Raw genomic sequence first — 20635 nt, 5'->3', positions numbered from 1 at the left:
CCACGCGCGGCCGCCGGTCAGGCGGTGGAGCGAGCCCCGGCCGTGGGTTCGACGGGGATCCAGCATTCCACCGTCGTTCCCGTCCCCGGGGTGCTTTCGACGCGGCACCAGCCGCCGGCGAGCTCGGCACGCTCCGGCATCGCCGACATCCCGAGGTGTCCCGGCGCCGGATCCTCGAGAGCGGTCGGATCGAACCCGATGCCGTCGTCGGTGATCCGGAGCAAGACGCCGTCGTCCTGCGGCTCGAGCCGCACCGCCACCGTCGTGGCGCGAGCGTGCTTGCGAACGTTCGCAACGGCCTCCTGCGCGATGCGGAACAGGATCGACGCGGCGTCCGACGGCGGCTCACCCTCGAGCGAGCTGCGCACGGCCGAAGCGAACCCCGCCTCGCGGCCGACGTAGTCCAGGTAGATCTCGAGTGCCGCGGCGAGCCCCTGCTTGTCGAGCGAAGGCGGTCGCAGCTCGAACAGCAGATGCCGCAGGCGTTCGATCGACTGGGCGACGGCCTCGTGGACCTCCTCGAGCGCGGTACGCACCTGGCCCTCGTCCACGCCGCCGACCTGCTCGAGCAAGGCCTGGATCCGCATGTCCGCGGCACTCATCACCTGGATCGGGTCGTCGTGGATGTCGGCGGCGATCCTGCGTCGTTCCTGTTCCTGGGCCTCCTCGACGCGATGCATCAGTTCGCGCCGCTGGTCCATCGTGCGCCGCAGGATCTCCAGGCTCCGGCGAAGCTTGTCCTCGTTGCGCTTGCGCTCGGTGATGTCCTGCATCACACCTCGCCAGAACCGCGGACGTCCGGCGGCGTCGCGCACCAGCGCCGCCTCGTCGCGGAACCAGACGATGCGCCCGTCGCTCGCGAGCAGCCGGTACTCGGTCGTGAACTCGCCGGTGCGGTTGCTCTCCTCGTTCTCGCGGACCACGCGCTCGCGGTCGTCGGGGTGCAACAGCTCCACGAACATCTGCGGGCGGCTGACCCACTCTTCGGTCGAATAGCCCAGCAGCGGCTCGAGCTGCGGACTCGTATACAGGTTCGTGCTCAGCTCGTCGGCCGCATCGATGTAGAGGATCGCGGGGACGCCCTCGGCGAGCGAGCGATACGCCTCCGCGCTCTCGAGACCGTCCCAGAACCGGTCGGGCTCCGGTCCACCGTCGCCAGGGCCTCCGCCGGCACCGTGCATCGGCTAGACCTCCCCCGCGCGGGCGATCAGCGCCGCCAGCAGCGCGATCCGGGTCGGAACGCTCGCCAGGTCGAGCCACTCACCTTCCGCGTGCGCGTCGCCGCCCACCGGTCCCAGACCGTCGAGCGTCGGAACCCCCATCGCACTCGTCGTGTTCGCGTCGGAGGCTCCGCCGGTCGCGACGTCGGTGATGTCGAGACCGAGCTCCTTGGCCGTCAGGACCGCGAGATCGGCGAGCGTCGCGCTTCGCCCGGATCTCTCCATCGGCCGGTGCCATCCGTGCTCGTGGAGGAGCACCTCGACGCCGGGGACGGCGGCCTCGCGGGAGATCTCCCCGATCTGCGCCTCTGCATCGCGCATCGATGCCTCGTCGGGCGCGCGCAGATCCACGTGCAGCTCGCTCCGTTCGGCAACGACGTTCGAGCGAGAGCCGCCGCGCGACACGCCAACGTTCACCGTCACGCCGGGCCACCGCGCGTTGAGCTCGTGCAGGGCGACGGTCGCGTGAGCGGCGGCGAGGACGGCACTGGCCCCCTTCTCCGGTTCGACGCCCGCGTGCGCGGCTCGTCCGACGAACTCGATCGAGTAGTCGGTCACGCCCTTGCGTGAGGACACGAGATCCCCACTCGCCCGTGCGCACTCGAGGACGAACGCGACGTCTGCCGACCCGGCCAGCTCCCGGATCGCCGGGCCCGAGAAGGGAGACCCGATCTCCTCGTCCGGGTTGCACACGTAGGTGATCGAGGAGAACCGATCGAACCCGATGTGCTGTAGAGCCTCGACTGCCTCGAACCCGGCGAGGAGTCCGCCCTTCATGTCGGAGGTTCCCGGCCCGAACGCGATGTCTCCCTCGGCCCGGTACGGCCGCCGAGCGACCGTTCCCTCGTCGAAGACCGTGTCCGTATGTCCGGTCAACAACACACGCGGTCCACCTGCACCTGAGAGCGTGCCGATCACCAGGTCACCGAGGCGCGGCTCCTCGTCGTCGGGCTGGTGCGACCGGCGCTCCACGATCCAACCGTCGTTCGCGAACCGTCGCTCGCACACATCCGCGATCGCGTTGACGCCGTCGGGCGTGTACGACCCGCAATCAACGTCGACCATCGAGCGCAGATCGGCCGCGAACACGTCACGTCGACCCTCCGCGAACTCCAGCAGCGCAGGGATGTCCACCACGAGGGCGAGTATAGGTGCGGGTAGCATCGGAACGTGAGCGATCAGCACGACGACGGCCCTAAGGCCATGGGCTCGACTTCCGGTCCGAAGGGTCCGGGTCCCGGAACACGCCCGGCCCCGGTCGGGAACGAGATCGACGGGTGGTGGCGTCTCGGGTGGCTCATGGTCGCACCTCTGACGCGACTGGTCTTCCGTCTCCGGATCCTCGGCGCCGAACGGATCCCCGCGACCGGCGCCGGCATCGTCGCTGCGAACCACGTGAGCATGCTCGACGGACCGGTGGTCTGTCTCGCTCCGTACGGTCGGGGCCGGATCGTGCGGTTCCTGTCGGCGGTCGAGTTCTTCCGTCCGAGGATCGTCGGCTGGTGCTTGCGCAAGACCCGGCAGATCCCGATCCGACGTCGGCAGCGCGACGAGCACGCCCTCGACGAAGCGATCCGCACCGTTCATGCCGGCGCGCTGGCCGGCATCTTCCCCGAGGGCCATGTGAACCCCGAGCCGGAGGGTGACCTCCAGCGGATCCGGACCGGCATCGCGCGGATCGCTCTCGCCGCCGGTGCGCCGGTGCTTCCGGTGGGCATCTGGGGAACGCAGGCACGTTGGCCGCGAGGACGGCTCCGGTTCTCCCGCCCCGTGCGGCCCCCGGTCACGCTCGCCGTGGGCGAGCCGATCCGCCCGTCGGGCGGCCCCGCGGACCAGGACGCCCTCGAGGTATTCACGGCCCGCGTGCGCACCGGTCTCGAAGCAGCCGTCGCCACCGCCAGGTCCGACGCCGAGTCCCGATCGCCACGGCGGTCGCCCTAGAGAGACTTACCCACACCTCACGGAGAGAACAGATCGATCTGGCCTGAGCGTGCTAGCCGCGACCGACGTCGGCGCTCTGCGCGCCCTTCATCGCGAGGCGTAGGCGGCCCTCGCGGATGTCTGCGACGAGGTCGACGGCGGGGATCGGGCGGCAGAACAGGTAGCCCTGCGCGAGGGAGCAGCCGAGCCGCTCGACGATCCCTCGCTGCTCTTCCGTTTCGACAGCCTCCGCGAGCGGAACCATCCCCAGCGTGCGCGACAGCTCGACGATCGCTCCGACCATCGATGCGGCGTCCTCATCCAGGACCGTGTCGGCCACGAACGACCGATCGATCTTCAGGATCTCGACCGGCAGGTGTCGCAGGCGGGCGAGGGACGAGGCGCCGGTGCCGAAGTCGTCGATCGCGATGCGAACGCCCCGCCCGCGGAGTTCCCACAACAGCTTCTGGATCTGCTCGGGATCGGCCATCGCCGTCGACTCGGTGAGCTCCACGATCATCGCCTCGTGCGGCAGGTGGTGCACGTCCAGATGCGAGGAGATCTCGTCCACGATGCCCGATCGCGACAGCTGTAGCGGGGAGACGTTCACGCTGACGTCCAGGTCGATCCCGGCATCGTGCCACTCGCGCATCTGCCGGCAGACCTCACCGAGCACCCAGTCCCCGATGCTCTGGATCAGCCCCGTCTCCTCGGCGAGGGGGATGAACTCTCCCGGACGCGTGATCCCACCCGCCGGATCACGCCACCGCAGCAGCGCCTCCGCGGCGAGCATCTCGCCGGAGCCCAGGTCCACGATCGGCTGGTAGTGCAGCTCCCAATGCTGGTCCTCGACGGCCTTGCGCAGGCGCGTCAACGACGAGAGCTGTTCCATCGCGTTCGAACTGCCCGAGTGCACCGCGGAACGTCCGGTTCCTCCCGAGCGCTTGTGCACGTACATCGCCGCGTCCGCGTTGCGCATCAGTTCCTGGCCGTCGCGGGCGTCGTCGGGGAACAGACTGATCCCGATGCTCGGCGTCGAGATCATCTCGACCCCGCCGACCTTGAAGGGACGTCGGAACTCCTCCGCGATGCGGTCGGCCACGCCCTGCCCGACCCGTGTCGCGGCGTCGCTGCCGTCCTCACCCCGCTCGACGTCACCGACGAGGACGAGGAACTCGTCTCCACCCTGCCGGGCGATCAGGTCCGTGTCGCGTGTCGCGTCCCGGAGCCGCGCGGCAACCTGCTTCAACAGATCATCGCCGACGGCATGCCCGAGGCTGTCGTTGACGAGCTTGAACTGGTCGAGGTCGCAGAACAGCACGGCCACGCCGTGATCGTCGCGACGGGCACGCGCGAGGGCGAGTTCCAGGTGCTGCTCGAACATGCGTCGGTTCGGCAGGCCCGTGAGGGTGTCGTGATACGCCATGTGCTGGACCGCCAGCTCGGCCTCCTTCTGCTGGGTGATGTCGAACATCACTCCCTGGACGAGGATCGGGTTGCCGGCCTCGTCGAGGATCTTGCTCGAGCGGTCGTGGACCCAGACGACGCTGCCGTCGGGCCGGATGTAGCGGAAGTCGCCACGGTCGGGATACCCGTACTTGGCGTAGGAGTTGTAGTCGTCGATCGCTCGCTGGCGGTCGTCGGGGTGGATCATGTCGTCCCAGATCTCGGAGAAGTTGATGTATTGCTGCGCGGTGATCCCGAGGATCTCCTCGATCTTGGGACTGGCGTAGTAGGTGGGGCCGTCCGCCTCCGGCGAGTCGATGTAGAGGAACGCGGGGAGCTGCTCCACCACGTTGCGGTACAGCGTGCGCATCTCCTCGAGCTGACGCCGGGCGTCGTTCAGACGCTCGCGCAGCGTGTCCGCATCGGCTCCCTCGAGGTCGTCGTCGTGCAAGGGAACGTCGCCCAGCAGGAAGCCGAGCAGTCGCTGGAGCTCGTTCTCATGCATCGAACCCGCCACGCCTCCGCTGGGCGGCAGGCTGCCACCCGGACCTCCTACGGGTATCGGAGGTCGCGCCCCCTGCCTGAACCGTTGTGCCCCAGCGCGCCCTGAATGCCGTTCAGGAGCGGGAACGGCGGTCGGAACGCAGAACGGCCGCCCGGAGGGCGGCCGTTCGGTGCTGCTGAGGGTGCGTGGTCAGAGAACCGCGGCGGCCGTGATCAGGTTCGAGTCACGCAGCTTGCGCAGCGCCTCGCGCTCGATCAACCGAACGCGCTCTCCGGACAGTCCGAGGACCTTGCCGGTCTCCCGCAGAGAGAGCGGCTGGCCGTTCTCGAGGCCGTAGCGGAGGGCAACCACGTGGCGCTCGCGTTCGTCGAGCACGCGATCGACCGCGTCCCCGATCTCCTCGCGGAGCAGGCCGTCCTCCACCTCGTTGAACGCGGCGTCAGAGTCGACCTCCTCGATCAGGTCGCCGAGCTCGGTGTCCTCGCCCACGGGCGACTGCAGGGACAGGGGCTCGCGGCGGCCCATCTCGGTCAGATCGTCGATCTCGTCGACCGTGGTGTCCAGCGCCTTCGCCAGCTCTTCGCGGCTGGGCTCGCGGCCCATGCTCTGAGCGAACTGGAACCGGGTGCGGTTGAGCTTGCGCAGGCGGTCGTGGATGTGGACCGGCAGCCGGATCGACCGCGAGCGGTCGGCGATCGCCCGGGTGATGCCCTGGCGGATCCACCACGTCGCGTAGGTGGAGAACTTGAACCCACGGCGCCAGTCGAACAGCTCGACGGCGCGCATCAGGCCGATGTTGCCCTCCTGGATCAGGTCGAGCAGCGGCAGCCCCTGGCCCTGGTACTTGCGGGCAACGGACACGACCAACCGGAGGTTGGCCATGATGAAACGTTGCCGCGCGGCCTCGGCCTTCCGGACGGCCTTGCGGGCCTTCATGATCGAACTCTCCGCGCGCAGGCGGCCGGCTCGGAGCTTCTCCTCCGACTCTTTGCCGGCCTCGATGAGCATGGCGAGCTCGACCTCTTCCTCTTTGGTCAGCAGCGGCTCACGGGCCGCGGCCTCCAAGTAGAGGCGCAGGTCGTCTGCGTCGTCTGTGCCCAAGGGACGTGCGGGCTCTGGCACGATCTCACTCCCTTTCCTCGAAGCCCCGGGCCGCGCGGGAGTCGGCATCGGTGGTCTTCGGGATCTCGCGTTGTCAGGTGCCCAGACCGGCTGAGCGCGTGCTGAACGGGGGCATCGGTACGCCCACCTGTTGGCATCGTACGCACGCGACCGATGTTTGTAAAGCCGGGCAAGTGGCGGTCTTGTGAAGACCAAAGGTCACCGGTAGCGTCGCTGCCCGTCATGGTTAACCACGGGCCGCCCGCTGATGTTCCCGGCCCGTCGGCCGTCGAGCCTCCCCCGTCCGGCCCACGCCCGGGCCCGGCCGGCGCACCCCCACCGCCTCCCGCCCCGCCCGAACCTTCGCTGCCGGGACCACCGCTGAGTGTGGGTTCCGCGGTCGAATGGGGGGTTCGCACCTACGCCCGTCGGATCGTCCCCTTCGCGGGCCTGACCCTCCTCCTCGTGGCCCCGGTCACGATCACCACCTCGTTGTTCGCGGACGTGAGGATCACCGGCAACGTCGTGGGGACGGCCCAATCGTTCCTCCCGCTGGTGTTCGACGACGGGCCCGCGTGGTTGCTGGCGCTGAAGGTCGTGAGCCAGCTGTTCCTGTGGCCCGCCTACCTGGTCGTCCTGACCCGGATCGCGGTGGGCGCGTACCTGGGAGAGAAGCTTTCGTTCTCCGCGATGCTTCGCCAGGGCCTGTTTCGATGGAGATCGATGCTGTGGATCTCGCTGCTGGTCGCGATCGTCTATCTGGCGGTGGGCGCGATCGTGCTCGCGGCCAGCCTGCTCGCCGGGGCCCTCGCGAGCGAACGGGTCGGCTATTGGGTGGGCACCGTTCTCGGGATCCCACTCCTGGTGTTCTTCTCGACCCGCCTCGCGTTCGCCGAGCTCCTCCTGATCGCCGAGGGACGCCGCGGGCGGATCGCGATCGGGCGCTCGTGGCTGCTCACCGAGGGACGCCTGTGGCAGGTCGTGGGGGCGATCCTCGTCGCGTCGTTCCTGGCGATCGTGGTGAACTTCGGCATCCGCACCGTGGCAGGACTGTTCACCGACGCCTCACCGTCGGACCCGGACCTCGTCCTCGCCGTCGGCGTCGCGGCGGGGCAGCTGTTCACGACGCCGTTCTTCGTCCTCGTCGTGACCGCGATGTTCTTCGCCTGCATCGCCGACGAGCGCGCGTTCGACCCGGTCAAGCAGTTGCGCTACGTCCACGCCCTGGATCGTTGACACGCACCGCTTCGCTCACGAACAGTCGGAGGTCGGCCGTGGTGTTCATCGCGCTACGGGTACCCTTGGCACATGGCGCTCCCGTCGTCTCGGAACACCGCCGCCGCATCGGATCCGGCGCCCGGTCCCGCGACCGCAGCGGGTGCGAGCGAACGGATCCGTGACCTCGGTGTGCCGGTCCACTACGCCGTCTGGGACGGGCCCGATCAGCGCACGTTCGTCCTCGTCCACGGCCTCGGCGGCTCACACGTGAACTGGCTGCGCGTGGCTCCGGACCTGTCGAGCTGGGGACGAACGATCGCCGTCGACCTGGCGGGGTTCGGCCGGACACCGCGCGGCGACCGCGGCGCGAGCCTCCCGGAGAACCGCAGGCTCTTGTCCGCGTTCCTCGCCGAGGTCGGGACCGGTGAGCTGCTGCTCGCCGGGAACTCGATGGGTGGTGGCATCGCCCTGCTCCAGGCCGCGTTCGAGCCGGGCTCGGTCGCCGGCGTGATAGCGACCTCCTCGATCTGGCCGCCACTGTGGACCGCGCTCCCGTCGCCGGTGGTGGCGGGTGCGTTCCTGGCCTACCGCGGGCGGGGAACGGGGGCGTGGATGATGAAGCAGCGCTTCGAGGGGATGAGCTCCGAGCAGCTGGTACGGCTCGGGTTCCGATTGACGACGAACGACCCGGAACGCATCCCCGAGGACATCGTGCAAGCGCAGATCGAGGTCGCGGAAGTGCACCGCCGCGACCCGGGGGCGCCGGCGGCGTTCCTGGACGCGGCGAGATCGATCCAGCGGCTCTACGACCGGCGACGCCGGTTCCGGGCGGCGCTCGACGATATCGCCTGCCCGGTGCTCGTCGTCCACGGGCGCGACGACCGGTTCGTCCCCGCCGCCTCGGCCGAGCGCGCCTGGCTCGACCATCCCGACTGGTCGCTGCGGATCCTCAACGACTGCGGGCACGTTCCTCAGCTCGAAGCCCCCGAGCGCTGGCTGACCGCGGTCGAAGACTGGCTCGAGGACCGGAAGCTCTGAGGAGGCGCAGGGTGGCAACGATCGACGTGGCCCTGGTGAACGGACCGCCACCCGCGTATCGATTCGACGTGACGGTGACCGACGCGGATCGCTCGTTCTCCGCGCACGAGGTCACGCTCGACCCGGGCGACCTCGCCCGGCTCGGCTCGGGGTACGCGTCCCCCGAGGCCTTCGTCCACGCGTGCTTCGCGTTCCTGCTCGAGCGTGAATCGAAGGGATCGATCCTCCCGCGGTTCGACGTCCGGGTGATCGCCCGCTATTTCCCCGAGTTCGAGGAGACGATCGACCGGCCCTGACCGATCGTCAGCCGGTCGGCTCTTGGGTCACGGCTCCGTGTTCCACGTCGTGCAGATCGTCCTGCGTCTGGAACTCCGACGAGTGCTTCCCCGCCCACCGCGCGACGAGGGCCGTCAGCACGAGGAAGACCGCGCCCGATCCGACGAGGATCGCCGCGACGCGGGAGTCGTCGTAGAGGAAGAACAGGATCAGTGCCGGGATCACGAATCCGAGGTTGTAGGCGATGTCGAACAGCGCGAACGCGCGGCCGCGGAAGTCGTCGGGCATCGACTGCTGAACGATCGTGTCCGCGGAGATCTTCCCGACGAAGAATCCGAGGAACCCGCAGAACAGCATCAAGCCGAAGCTCCACAGCTCGAGGAAGCCCCCGAACACCAAGGCTCCGGCACCGAGGAGGAACATCGCCGACAGCAGCAACCGGATCGGCGGGATCTTGTCCTTGTACTTCTGCGCGAGGATCATCCCGAGCACGCCGCCAAGGAGCCCTCCGACGCCGGTCAGCGCGAGGGAGACGAGGCTCGCGTCCTCACCCTTGGCCAGCTCGGACGCGTAGAGCGCGAACACGAAGAGCGTGAAACCCCAGAACTGGTAGCGCAACATCTGGAACGAGGCGAGTCCGATCGCCGCCGGCTTGCGCGCCGCCACTTCTTTCAGTCCGTCGATCATGTCCGAGACGACACGCTTGGCCTCTTCGCGGAAGGTCGCCGTGTGCTTCGTGACCTCCATCCGCCGGATCTGCCGGGCGACGAGCACGGAGATCGCGAGGATGCCGGAACCGATCACGATCAGGATCCACGACGGCAGGAACGCGCTCGCTCCGAGACCGAACGCGATCCCGACGATCTGGAAGAACGCTCCACCGGCCTGGGACAGACCGTTGCCCTGCAGCAGGTCCCTGCCCGAAAGCACCCCGGGCAAGGCGGCCGATTTCACCGCGAGCATGATGCGCACGCAGGCCTGGATGATCAGCACCGCCACGATCAACGCGATCGTGACGCCGACCTTGCCCTCCGAGGACTCGTCCCCGATCGAGAGCAACACCGGCGCCGCGATCACGACGGCGAGCACCGCAGTCGCGGCGGCCGACACGGTGAGCACCCGCCGGCGTTCGAAGCGGTCGATGAACACGCCGATGAATGGGCTGATGATCGTGTAGGGCAGGTAGAGCGCGAGCACGACCGCGAGCAGGTAGCGAGGCGACGGCACCGTGGTGACGTCGAAGCCCTCCTCACCGCCGAACCCGATCGACTTGCCGATCGTGCCTCGGAGCACCCCGTCGGCGGCCTGGATCAAGAACTGGACACCCATCAGCGTGGCGAAGTCGCGCTCGGAGAACAGGCCGAACATCCCGTTGAAGAATCGAGCTATCGCCTGGAACGGCTTCATGATCCCGACGCGCCACAGGGTGAGGGCGCCGCCGATCGCCGACGCGAGGATCACGGCGGTCCATCCGTGCGCGGCATCGAACGGTCCGCGCCACACCGCGGCGACGACGATCGCCGTGAGCAGGGTCAGCATCACCGAGATCGCCGGCACGAGACTGAACTTCGTGAAGAACCCCTCGAGCTCGAAGAACCGAGCCGCGAGCAGACCCGGAAGCACGAACACGAGGAACAGCGCGAGCAGGACCTGGAGCAGGTGACCGGGGTTCCCGAACGGGCCCTCGTGGTCGTCGAACTCGGCCTGCTGCGCGACCTCGGCCTGCCGAGCGGCCTCGAGCACCTCGTCGGAAGGTGTCGTCGTGACACCGTCGACGGACACGATGCCGATGTCACACCCGAGCGGAACGATCTCCTCCCGCGGCACCGTGCCCTCGTCGAGACACGACTCATCCTCGGGGAACAGCTCCTTGTTCTCCCCGAGCGAGAACTCGCGTACGACGAAGACGACGGGCGGGGCCCCTTGCTCCTCCGCCACCGCGGTCAGGTGGGCGAGGTAGCCCTCCGACATCGTCCGCTCGTCGTTCGTGACGGTCGGCACACGGTCCTTCTCGAAGTTCGTCGGTTCGCCGGCGATGAAGTTGTCGAGCGTGCCCCAGTAGGTTCCGACCCGCTCGGCGTCCTCTCCCGGCAGCGTCGTGCGGAACACGTTCGTGAACGTCTTGCCCCATCCGTAGGATTGCGGCTCGGTCGCGTAGTTCCCGATGATCGCGAGGGGCACATCGTCCACGCGTTCCGCGATCTCGTTGGCCGACGAGAGCGCCACACGCGTCTCCTGGCTGATCCACTGGTTGTCCGGCTTGATCCACGTCTGCCAGCCGCTCACGAACACCCAGCCGAGGGCAGCCACGATCACGGACGAGGCGAGGACGCCGAGCGTCTTCTGAGTCCCCGGGCGACCGGAGAGCCACCGGATCGACAACCACGCCCCGAGACCCGCCAAGACCATGATCGCGGTCGTGGCGTTGAAGAACCGGTAGAGCGGCAAGCCGTTCTCGTCCCCGGTCGCCTGAGCGTTGAGCGGCGTGGCGAGGATCGCGGCGTACGGAAGCAGGAACCAGATCGAGGTGACGCTGTAGGTGTCGGCCGGTTCGCGACGTCGTCGTGAGATCGCGATCGTGGCGACGACCGCGATCGTCGCGAGCGTGAACGTGACGAGCGGCTTCATGCTGAGGATCCAGTCGAGCTGCCGATCGTTGAAGAAGGTCCCCTCGTAGGGCGGTGGGAGCGCCGCCTCGACGAGCGACGCCGGCTTCCCCCATATGCCGACGACCCACATCGCGAGCCCGACGACCATCCCGAACCCGACGGACATCAGCGCAGGACCGTGCCGGCGAAGAGCGTCGCCGAATCGGAACCGAGCCGTCAGCACACGCCACCCGAACACCGCGAGCAACGACAACCCGAATAGCACGCACGTCGTCGGGTGCGTGAAGGCGGCGAGGATCCCGAGCAGGAAGCACGCGGCTCGGGCCCCCCAGGACGTCTGCGCGCTCGGGACGAACGCGAGGATCGACGCGAGGACGAACAGTACGAAGATGTTGTCGAGGTAACCGACGTACGGCGTCGTGAGGAACAACCCGGCCGCCGCCAACAACGTCAGCAGGATCAGGGCAGGATCTTTCTTGGTTCGATAGCCGAACGCGCCCATCGCCAAGCCGGCGAGCACCGGGATACCGATCATCAGGATGCCGCTGAACTGGAAGGTCTCGACGCCGCCCACGCCGCGCATCAGCGCGCCGAACATCGGAACCGTCACGCGGTAGCCGCCGGAGAAGGCGCTGAAGGGGCCCCACTCCTCGACGATCCTGACCGGCTCGTCCTCGAAGACCACGTTCGCGCGCCACGTGTACCAGGCCGGATCGCGGGTCGGGGCGCTGATCGTCGGATCGTCGATGAAGCCCCACGCGAGGAAGGTCAGCAGGACCGCGGTCAGCGCGATCAGCACCCACGGGGCGCTCCAGATCCGTCCGGGGCCCGTTCCGGCGACCGCGGCGGCATCGCGCTGCGCTGGGGCGTCCTTCGTCAACGCCATGCTGGTGCGTCCCTTCCCCTCGAGCCGTGGGCCACTGGTGCGCCCTCTGGTCGTGCGTTGCGCCTGGTCAGTCGCCCGGTTCCGCTCCCCCGCGCGCGCCGGGCAGGCACGGAAGCTCGAACAGGATAGACGACGGGAAGGCGGCCGAGAACACTCGTTCGCCCGGTTCCGGCGCGGGCGCCAAGGTCGGCTTCACCGTTTCTGCCTGGGTCAATGCATCGATGCGCGCGGCCACCTCCTCGATCGTGTGCCCGTTCTGCTCGAGCTCGGCCACGTCGAGCCAGACCTGCGTCGGCCGCATCCGCAGCATCACCGGGACGTCGTCGTCATCGTCGAACTCCTCGATCACCAGGGTCTCGAGCTGGTCGATCGAGATCTGGAACGCACCGGTCTTCGCGGGGTCCTGGTTCGTCCCGTGATCGGACGTGAGGACCATCGCCCATCGGTCCTTCCCCACCTCCGCGTCCAGGAACGACACGAGCTGCTTCAGATCGTCATCCTGGGTCTTCACGGCGTCCGACATCTCGATGCCGTTCGCGCTGAACCGATGGCCGATCGTGTCGATCGCCTTGTAGTTCAGGAACAGCAGATCGGTGACATCGTCCTTGCCGAACCCTTCCTCCGTGACCACTTCCTTCACGAGCTGGGTCTGGTACGGCGTGCGCGCAGGGGTGTCGAAGCCGTTCGCGTACTGCGCGATATCGTTCTGGCGCCATTTCCCGTCGTCCTTGCCGTCCGCGCGATCGAGCTCCTCGTTGAACGGCGTGATCGGGCCGAGTCCGTTGACGTACTGCGGCAACCTGTAGAAGGGGGCCATGTCGGTCGTCATCCCCCAGGTGACGCTCTCGGCACCGCCGGTTTCGGCGTCCTCCTTCTCCCGGGTAACGGCGAGGTCCTTGTCGCCCCCGCCCCACATGTTCCCGTGACCCATCATCATCACGTGCGCCGAGAGGGTGGCGATCACGCCGACGATCGGCTCGTTGCCGTTCGACGCGTCGTACATGTCGGCGAAGGTCGGCTCCATCAAGAACCCGGGACCGTTCTCGTTCGGCTTCTGCAGCTTGTCGTTCAGGAAGATGAACTCGTCGGTGAACCCGTGCCGTGAAGGGAGCGCTCCCGTGCCGATCGTGGCGTGACTCACGGGAGTGTTCGACGGGGAAGCGCCGGCGATCGTGTTCGTGAACCACGCTCCGTCCTTGCGCAACGACTTCAGGTAGGGCCAGGACTTCGGCCACTCGCTCAAGACATCCATCCCCGCCGAGTCCCAGACGAGCGTGACGACCAGCTTCGGCATCGGGCGACGGTCGTTCGGTTGCATCGCCTCGGTCAGAGCCCGGCCGTCGGGCGCCCGGAAGGCCGGGAAGTCCAGCAGCTCCGCCTGGGTCGGGGCGATGTCGGCGAGTGTGGTCCGTTGCTCGTAGGTCCCGGGCTTGAAGTAGTCCGATCCGTACAGGAACAGCGGCACATCCTGCACGTAACCCCACGGCCCCGCGTGCGTCAGACCGCCGTCGACGAAGTTCGGCTCCTCGGCGATGAACTGCACCTGCCCGCTGCGTGCCAGGTCGACACCGTCGCGCACGCGGCGCAGCAGCTCGGGGTCGACCGTCGAGCACAGCCGATCCGACAACGCGTCCTGACTCTCTGCCGCGATCGACGGAAGCACGCCGGCGAGCGCCACGGACGCCGTCACCACGAGCAGGACGAGGCGCCGGTGGCGCCGAGGGAGGTGGGGACTCATCGGTTCTCCTTCAGGCAGGCGAGGTCGTCGAGGGTCTCCATCGGGAACACGGCGTCGAACACCCGGTCGGAGCGCTCGCTCGCGGGGACGGCGCTGAGATCGGGAGCGGCCTGTTCCTTCGTGTACGCGCCGGTGAACCGTGCGACGTCGTCGATCGTCGCGTCGGCGTCCGCAACCTCATCCCGGTTCATGTACACCTGGCTCGTTCGGACCTTCAGCACCGCAGGGGTGTCGTCCCCGTCGTCGAACTCCACGTTGAGGTCCGCTTCGAGCGCACCGGGCGCGACACCGAAGGCGCCGGTCTCCTCGGTGTCGAACTGATGGCCGTGGTCGGAGGTGAGGACGAAGAGCCACTTCCGCTTGCCGACCTCCCGGTCGAGGATCCGAACGAGCTCGCGCAAGCCGTCGTCCTGCCAGCGGATCGTGTCCTTCATCTCGAGGCTGCTCGCGCTGTACACATGCCCGATGTGATCGATGATCTTGTAGTTCAGGTACAGCAGGTCGGTGACCTCATCCGAGCCGAAGTCCTCCTTCTGGAGGAGCTGCTCGACCACCGCGGTCTGGTACGGAACGCGCGCGGGCGTGTCGAAGCCCTCGTGCAGCTGTTCGATCGAGTCCTGCCGCCACTTGCCGTCGAGCTTGCCGTCCTGCCGGTCGAGCGCTTCGGTGTAGGCGGTGACGGGGGGCACATCGTTCGCGTACGCGGGCAGATCGTAGAAGGGACGGTTCTTCCCCTGGAGGTTCCAGGCGGTCCCCTCGGCGCCCTCGTCGCCCTCGGTCGTGCGCAGGATCGCGATGTCCTTGTCGCCGCCACCCCACATCGCGCCGTGGCTCATCATGTTCAGATGCCAGGTGACGCTCGCGACGATGCCGACGATCGGCTCGTTGTCCAGCGCACGATCGTAGAGGTCGGCGAAGGTCGGCTCCTGCAGGAACGCCGGACCGAGCTGTCCGCTGCGGGCCAGTCCGTCGGCGAGCCGGAATTCGCTGTCGACCTGTCCGGTCAGCCGAGGGAACGCGCCCGTGCCCATCGTCGCGTGGGTCGCGGGTGTGATCGACGGAGATGAGCCGACCTCCCCGTTGCGATACCAGGCGCCCTGGGGCAGCAACGACTTCAGGTAGGGCCATTCGTCCGGCCATCGCTCGAGCACCGATCGACCGCCGCCGTCCCAGACGAGGGTGACGATCAGGCGAGGAGCCTCGGTACCGCGGGCGCCCTTGACGATCTCGGGCAGCGGCGTCCCGTCGGGAGCATCGAAGGGGTACCCGACGAGCTCACCGAAGGTCGGTGCGAGGTCGGCAACGGTCACCCGCCCCGGGATCTCTCCGACCGGCGGGACGTGGCCGGGGCCGTACCAGAAGATCGGAACCTCCTGCAGGTAGTCCCACGGACCCGAGTGCGGGAAGTTCGACCCCAGGAAATTCGGCTCGTCCGGAACGACGATCACGTCGCCCGAGCGCGTCGGGTGCGTTCCGTTGTAGACGCGCACGAGTTGCTCGTGCGGCAGCGAGCACGCGATCTCGTCGAACCCGTCCTGCGCGGCGGACGCGCCGCCCCCTGCGGCGACGGCGAGACCGGTCACGAGGCTGGCCACCACCACCGACGGCAGCACGATGCGACGTGCGCCCGCACGCAGACGGCGCGCGCTCACGCGTCGCCCTCGGGGGCGCAGGGGAGCTCGTCGAGCAGATCCGTCGGGAACGCGGCGGCGAGCGCGAGCGCGTCGGGGTCGTGGACGAGCTCGGGGGACGCGGCGGTCTGCGCCTGGGTCAGCGACAACAGCGCATCGTTGAGCTCGAGCAGCGGATGCCCGTTGCGCTGCAGCTCCGATTCGTCGAGCCACACCTGCGTCGGCTTGACCTTGTCGAACAGCTTCACATCGTCCCCGTCGTCGAACCGTTCTTCCAACAGATCCTGGGTCGTGGAGATCGAGATCCGGAACGCCCCGCTGACCTCCGGATCGAACTGGTGCCCATGATCCGCGGTGATCACCATCGCCCAGTCCCCTTCGCCGACCGTTCGATCGAGTTCGTCGATCAGCACGCGAAGATACTCGTCCTGCGCCTCCAAGGTCTCCCGCATCTGTGGTGAATCTACGGAGAACAGGTGACCCACCCGGTCCATGGCCTTGTAGTTGAGGAACAGCAGATCCGGGACCCGGTCCCGGCCGAACCCCTCGCGCCGCAGCACCTGCTGGATCACGCGGGTCTGGTACGGGATGCGCGCAGGAGAATCGAACCCTGCGTTCAGCTGCGTGAAGGGATCGCCGTGCCACGCTCGATCGAACTCGCCGTCGGAGCGATCGACCGCATCGACGTCGGCCCCGTAGCCCCCGACGTCGAGGACGTAGGCAGGGAACCGGTACCAGCGCGCCATGGAGGGCGCGAGGTTCCACTGCGGACCCTCCGACCCACCGACCGCGGCATCGATCAGTTCCCTCGTGACCGCGACGTCCTTGTCGCCGCCACCCCACATCGATCCGTGCCCGAGGAATCCCAGGTGGCCCGACAAGGTGGCGACCGCGCCGACCACCGGTTCGTTGCCCAACGCCCGATCGTAGACGTCCGCGAGCGTGGGCTCGAGGAGGTTGCCCGGACCGAGGTTCATCGGTTGGATCAGCGGGCCGTCGCCGACGCGCATGAAGACGTCGACGATGCCGTGGTGGTCGGGGAACGCGCCCGTCCCGATCGAGGCGTGGATCGGTGGCGTATTCGAAGGTGAGGACCCCACCTCCGCGCGCTCGTACCAGGTGCCGTCTTCGACCAGCCCCGCGAGCGTCGGCCAGCTGTCCGGCCAACGGGTCAGCACGTTCCGCCCCGCGGCGTCCCAGACGAGGGTGACGAGGAGCTTGGGTGGGTCCTCCCCGGCGTCGAAGGGCAGCGCCTCGGTCATCGTGCTGCCGTCGGGGGCATCGAAGCCGTCGAAACCGAGCAACGCGGCCTGCGTCGGCGCGATATCGGCGACCGTGACCCGTCGGTCGACCCGGCCCGCGTCACGGACGAAGCCCGGTCCGTACCAGAGCACGGGCACCTCTTGGAGGTAGTCCCAGGGTCCGGCGTGCATCAGTCCGCCGTCGAGGTAGTCGGGCTCCGCGGGGACGACCTGGATCTCGCCGCTGCGATCGGCGCGGATCCCGTCCTCGATCCGGCGGAGCTGCTCGGGTGCAAGCGCGCACGCAGATCGGATCGCCCGCCGTCGCGCCGCCCCGTGGTCGAACGCCTCGGCTCCCGCTGCCGGTCGAACAGCGAGGCCGGCAACGGCCGAGACGAGGGCGATCGCCCCGGCCATGACGAGCGGTCGCGCACCCCTAGTCCTCATGCGGCGGCCTCGCTGATGCAGGGCATCGCCTCGAGCGCTCCCGAAGGGAACGCCGCCTCGAAGGCAGGAGCGTTCCGAAGATCGGCGTCCAGATCGGCGTCGGGGGGGGCGAGCTCCCCGGCGGTGAGCGCCAGGACCGTCCGGGCGACGTCCGCGGCCGTGTCCCCGTCGCGTTCCAGGCGATCGGTGTCCAAGAAGAGCTGGGTGTCCTGCACGAGCTCGACGACACCCTCGCCGAACCGGCGCTCGAGCGTGGCCTGCAGCGCCACCGAGGACAGAACGGCTCCGCCGGTCGAGGGCGGGGGACGCACCGATCCGTGATCGGCGGTGAGCGCGATCGCCCACCGCCCACGCCCGACCTTCTCATCGAGGAACGCGAGGAGCCGCGCGAGGGCGTCGTCCTGCGAACGGACGGCGTCGGCCATCTCGGGACTGTCGACCGACCACACGTGACTCACGTAGTCGGTGAACTTCTCGTTGACCCACAGGACGTCCGTCGTGACCTCGTCCGCGCCGTACCCCTCCCGCTCGATCACCGCCTCGATCACCCGCTGCTGGTAGGGCGCACGAGCCGGCGTGTCGAATCCGTCGAGCAGGGTCGCGATGTCGTTGCCGCGCCACGTTCCGTCGAGGGAACCGTCCGCGCGATCGAGCGCGTCGACGTCGTGCGCCAGACCGGGCTCGACGCGCGCGACCCAGGACGGGAAGGCGAACGCGCCCGCGACCGGCGCCGGCAGGTTCCACTCCTCGCCCTCGGCACCGAGTGTCTGCGCGCCCTCCTGCTCCCGGAGCACCGCGAGGTCGGCGTCACCGCCCGGAAAGTCGCTCCCATGGCCGAGGAGCCCGAGGTGGATCATCAGGGTGCCGACGAACCCGACCTGGGCCGCGTTGTCGTGCTCGATGTCGAGGATGTCGCCGACCGTGGGGACCTCGAGCAACGCCGTTCCCTCGCCCCACGGCGTGACCAGCTCGCCGTCGACGCGGAACCGATGCGCGATCAGCCCGTGGGTCCGCGGGAAGGCACCCGTCCCGATCGTGGCGTGCACCTGCGCGGTCTGCGACGGCGACGAACCGACCGACGCCCGCTCGTACCACGCGCCGTCGTCGATCAGCGATGCCAGCGTCGGCCACGCATCCGCGTGGCGGTCCAGCACGCCGCGCCCGACCGCGTCCCAGACGAGAACGACCACCAGTCGCGGACTCCGGCGGCCGTCGGCCGCCTCGTGAAGCACATGGCCGTCGGGGGCCTCGAAGCCACTGTCCGCGAGCGCCCCGACCGTCGGCGCGACGTCGGCCACCGTCACCGGTCGCTCGACGCGCCCGACCGCAGGGATCACGCCGGGGCCGTAGAGGAACAACGGCACGTCCTGCACCTCGTCCCACGGTCCATTGTGCGGAAGTCCGGGATCGATCTGGTTCGGATACAGAGGAACGATCTGCACCTCTCCGCTGCGGTCCGCGCGGTACCCGCGAGCGATCCGTTCGAGCCAGACCGCCGGGAGCACCTCACACGCCGCCAGGCCCCAGGCACGGTCGGTGTCTCTCGCAGGCACGAACCGATCCGGCGACGGCCGATCGCGGGCCGTGCGCGCATCGGGATCGGATCCCGAGGCGGTGCACGCGGCCGATCCAGCGACGAGGAGCACCAGCGCCGCCACGAGGCTCGACCCGCGGCGGCTCAGCCGCGACGCGCTTCCGGCAGGCACGGGACGTCGGTCATCGACTCCATCGGGAAGGCGGCCTCGAACACCCGATCGTCCGCCTGACCCGCCGGGACGTTCACACCCTCCGCCGCGACGTCGGCCTTCGTGAGATCCATCACGTACTCGGCAACCTCCGCGAGGGTGTGGCCGTTCTGACGGAGTTCCTCTTCGTCGATGAAGATCCCGACCGGCTGGACGAGTTCGACGATGTAGTTCTCGTCCCCATCGGTATCGAACTCGATGTTGATCCCCGCCGCGATCGGCGTCGTCGAGATCTGGAAGGCACCCGAGATCTTCGGGTCGGGGATCGATCCGTGGTCCGAGGTGAGCGCAAGCACCCATTCGTCCTTCCCGACGTGCTCGTTGAGGAAGGTCACGAGCGTCTCGAGGGCTCGATCCTCGGCCTTGACCGCATCGTTCATCTCGGGGCTGTTCATCGTCCACACGTGGCTGATGTAGTCGATGATCTTGTGGTTCACGAACAAGAGGTCGGTGACGTCGTCCTGCCCGAAGCCCTCGCGTTCGATCAGCTCTTCGAGCACCCGCTCCTGATAGATCGGGCGCGCGGGCGTGTCGAACCCGTCCAGGAGGGGCGCGATCTCGTTGTTCCGCCAGTTCCCGTCGAGCTTGCCGTCGGCACGGTCCATCTCGTCGACGTCGGCCTCGAAGCCGGGGACGGCGTTCGCGTACTCGGGGAACTCGAAGTACGCCTGCAGCGACCCCGGCAGGTTCCATTGGAACGTCTCTTCGCCGATCGTGTCGCCGTCGACGGCCTGGCGCAGCATCACGATGTCCTTGTCGCCGCCACCCCACATCGACCCGTGTCCGATCAAGCCGGCGTGGATCGAGACCGTTCCCATCAGCCCGACGACCGGTTCGTTGCCGTTCGCCCGATCGTAGATGTCCGCGAACGTCGGAACGTTGATGAAGGCGGGACCCTGCGACCACGGCGTCGTGATCTCCTCGCCGATCCGCAGCCGGTGACCGACGAGTCCGCTATTGCGCGGGAACGCGCCCGTGCCGATCGTCGTGTGGATCTGCGCGGTCGAGGTGGGGTTCGACCCGACCGTGGCGTTCGAGTACCAGACGCCCGCGTCCTTCAGCGACTCGAGGTAGGGGTAGGCGCCGGCATGTTCCTTCAAAACGTTGTTGCCCGCCGCGTCCCAGATCATCGTCACCACGAGCTTCGGCGGATCTGCGCGCTCCCCCTTTCGGCCGAGCGCCTCGCGAAGTGGCTGGCCGTCGATCGCCTGGAACGGCTGGTCGAGCATCTCGGCCATCGTGGGAGCGATGCCCGCGACGGTGACCGGGCGCTTGACCTCACCGGTCGGGGGGACATGTCCCGGGCCGTACCAGAGGATCGGAACCTCCTGCACGTAGGGCCACGGACCGACGTGCGGCAGACCGGCACCCACGTAGTTCGGGTAGATCGGGATCATCGCGATCTCCGGACCCCTATCGGGGCGCCATCCGCGCCACGTTCGCAACAGGTACTGGTGCGGGACGTCGCAGGCGGCCTCCTCGACCCGACGCTGGGATGTCGCCGACTGTCCGGCCGCCTGCGATCCCGGGAGCGCGGCGACGAGCACGGCGGCAGCGAGGGACAGGGTCGCGACGGCGGCAGCGAGGCGGGCACGGTGTTTCATCGGGAGGAGC

Annotated in this window: 14 protein-coding genes; 4 read left to right on the top strand and 10 right to left on the bottom strand. The window is 68.5% G+C overall.

Translation table 11 applies throughout. The features are described from left to right. Positions 1–17 precede the first annotated feature (17 nt). Together WEF05_04135 and WEF05_04130 are read right to left on the bottom strand one after the other, a co-directional pair. Complete coding sequence (locus WEF05_04135; protein ID MEX1101086.1) at positions 18–1181, bottom strand: PAS domain-containing protein; 1164 nt, start codon at positions 1179–1181, stop codon at positions 18–20. Positions 1182–1184: 3 nt separating this feature from the next. Continuing rightward, positions 1185–2357 carry a M20 family metallopeptidase gene (locus WEF05_04130; protein MEX1101085.1) on the bottom strand — a complete coding sequence of 391 codons (1173 nt, stop codon included), beginning with the start codon at positions 2355–2357 and terminating at the stop codon, positions 1185–1187. Positions 2358–2390: 33 nt separating this feature from the next. On the opposite strand from WEF05_04130, the gene WEF05_04125 reads away from it, so the two are divergent. Then, positions 2391–3161 carry a lysophospholipid acyltransferase family protein gene (locus WEF05_04125; GenBank protein MEX1101084.1) on the top strand — a complete coding sequence of 257 codons (771 nt, stop codon included), beginning with the start codon at positions 2391–2393 and terminating at the stop codon, positions 3159–3161. A 52-nt stretch (positions 3162–3213) separates the two neighbouring features. On the opposite strand, the gene WEF05_04120 is transcribed toward WEF05_04125, so the two are convergent. Both WEF05_04120 and WEF05_04115 read right to left on the bottom strand, forming a co-directional pair. After that, positions 3214–5091 (bottom strand): EAL domain-containing protein, encoded by a 1878-nt coding sequence (locus WEF05_04120; protein MEX1101083.1) that lies wholly within the window; start codon positions 5089–5091, stop codon positions 3214–3216. A 189-nt stretch (positions 5092–5280) separates the two neighbouring features. Beyond that, on the bottom strand, positions 5281–6213 hold the full coding sequence (locus tag WEF05_04115) for a sigma-70 family RNA polymerase sigma factor (GenBank protein ID MEX1101082.1): 933 nt from the start codon (positions 6211–6213) through the stop codon (positions 5281–5283). Between the two features lie 366 nt (positions 6214–6579). On the opposite strand from WEF05_04115, the gene WEF05_04110 reads away from it, so the two are divergent. The 3 genes from WEF05_04110 (at position 6580) to WEF05_04100 (ending at position 8744) form a co-directional block, all read left to right on the top strand. Beyond that, positions 6580–7428, top strand: a complete 849-nt coding sequence (locus WEF05_04110) for a hypothetical protein (protein MEX1101081.1) — start codon at positions 6580–6582, stop codon at positions 7426–7428. Positions 7429–7500: 72 nt separating this feature from the next. Further along, entirely contained in the window at positions 7501–8448 is a 948-nt protein-coding gene (locus WEF05_04105; GenBank protein MEX1101080.1) for an alpha/beta hydrolase, read from the top strand. 11 nt (positions 8449–8459) lie between these two features. Continuing rightward, a complete protein-coding gene (locus WEF05_04100) occupies positions 8460–8744 on the top strand; it encodes a hypothetical protein (GenBank protein MEX1101079.1) in 285 nt (94 codons plus the stop codon). A 7-nt stretch (positions 8745–8751) separates the two neighbouring features. Here the strand turns inward: WEF05_04100 and WEF05_04095 are convergent, their stop codons facing one another. The 6 genes from WEF05_04095 to WEF05_04070 all read right to left on the bottom strand — a co-directional run bounded on the left by WEF05_04095 (position 8752) and on the right by WEF05_04070 (position 20625). Continuing rightward, positions 8752–12219 carry an MFS transporter gene (locus WEF05_04095; protein ID MEX1101078.1) on the bottom strand — a complete coding sequence of 1156 codons (3468 nt, stop codon included), beginning with the start codon at positions 12217–12219 and terminating at the stop codon, positions 8752–8754. Positions 12220–12286: 67 nt separating this feature from the next. After that, the gene (locus WEF05_04090; protein ID MEX1101077.1) at positions 12287–13957 is read right to left on the bottom strand and encodes an alkaline phosphatase family protein; all 1671 of its coding nucleotides are present in this window, start codon (positions 13955–13957) and stop codon (positions 12287–12289) included. Next, positions 13954–15609, bottom strand: a complete 1656-nt coding sequence (locus WEF05_04085; protein ID MEX1101076.1) for an alkaline phosphatase family protein — start codon at positions 15607–15609, stop codon at positions 13954–13956. The genes WEF05_04090 and WEF05_04085 overlap by 4 nt, the downstream gene beginning before the upstream one ends. After that, positions 15606–17276, bottom strand: a complete 1671-nt coding sequence (locus tag WEF05_04080) for an alkaline phosphatase family protein (protein MEX1101075.1) — start codon at positions 17274–17276, stop codon at positions 15606–15608. Before WEF05_04080 ends, WEF05_04085 begins: the two co-directional genes overlap by 4 nt. After that, entirely contained in the window at positions 17273–18829 is a 1557-nt protein-coding gene (locus tag WEF05_04075; GenBank protein MEX1101074.1) for an alkaline phosphatase family protein, read from the bottom strand. The genes WEF05_04080 and WEF05_04075 overlap by 4 nt, the downstream gene beginning before the upstream one ends. A gap of 125 nt (positions 18830–18954) precedes the next feature. Further along, complete coding sequence (locus WEF05_04070; protein ID MEX1101073.1) at positions 18955–20625, bottom strand: alkaline phosphatase family protein; 1671 nt, start codon at positions 20623–20625, stop codon at positions 18955–18957. Positions 20626–20635 lie beyond the last annotated feature (10 nt).

Source organism: Actinomycetota bacterium, assembly GCA_040881665.1.
Taxonomy (GTDB): domain Bacteria; phylum Actinomycetota; class UBA4738; order UBA4738; family HRBIN12; genus JBBDWR01.
The sequence above is the reverse complement of the archived record's forward strand: the minus strand, read 5'-3'. Positions and strand labels throughout refer to the sequence as shown.

Excerpts from the sequence above, each read along its gene's own strand:
- WEF05_04135 (MEX1101086.1), bottom strand. The coding sequence starts at position 1,181 with ATGCACGGTGCCGGCGGAGGCCCTGGCGACGGTGGACCGGAGCCCGAC.
- WEF05_04120 (MEX1101083.1), bottom strand. The coding sequence starts at position 5,091 with ATGCATGAGAACGAGCTCCAGCGACTGCTCGGCTTCCTGCTGGGCGAC.
- WEF05_04105 (MEX1101080.1), top strand. The coding sequence starts at position 7,501 with ATGGCGCTCCCGTCGTCTCGGAACACCGCCGCCGCATCGGATCCGGCG.
- WEF05_04095 (MEX1101078.1), bottom strand. The coding sequence starts at position 12,219 with ATGGCGTTGACGAAGGACGCCCCAGCGCAGCGCGATGCCGCCGCGGTC.
- WEF05_04090 (MEX1101077.1), bottom strand. The coding sequence starts at position 13,957 with ATGAGTCCCCACCTCCCTCGGCGCCACCGGCGCCTCGTCCTGCTCGTG.
- WEF05_04080 (MEX1101075.1), bottom strand. The coding sequence starts at position 17,276 with ATGAGGACTAGGGGTGCGCGACCGCTCGTCATGGCCGGGGCGATCGCC.
- WEF05_04070 (MEX1101073.1), bottom strand. The coding sequence starts at position 20,625 with ATGAAACACCGTGCCCGCCTCGCTGCCGCCGTCGCGACCCTGTCCCTC.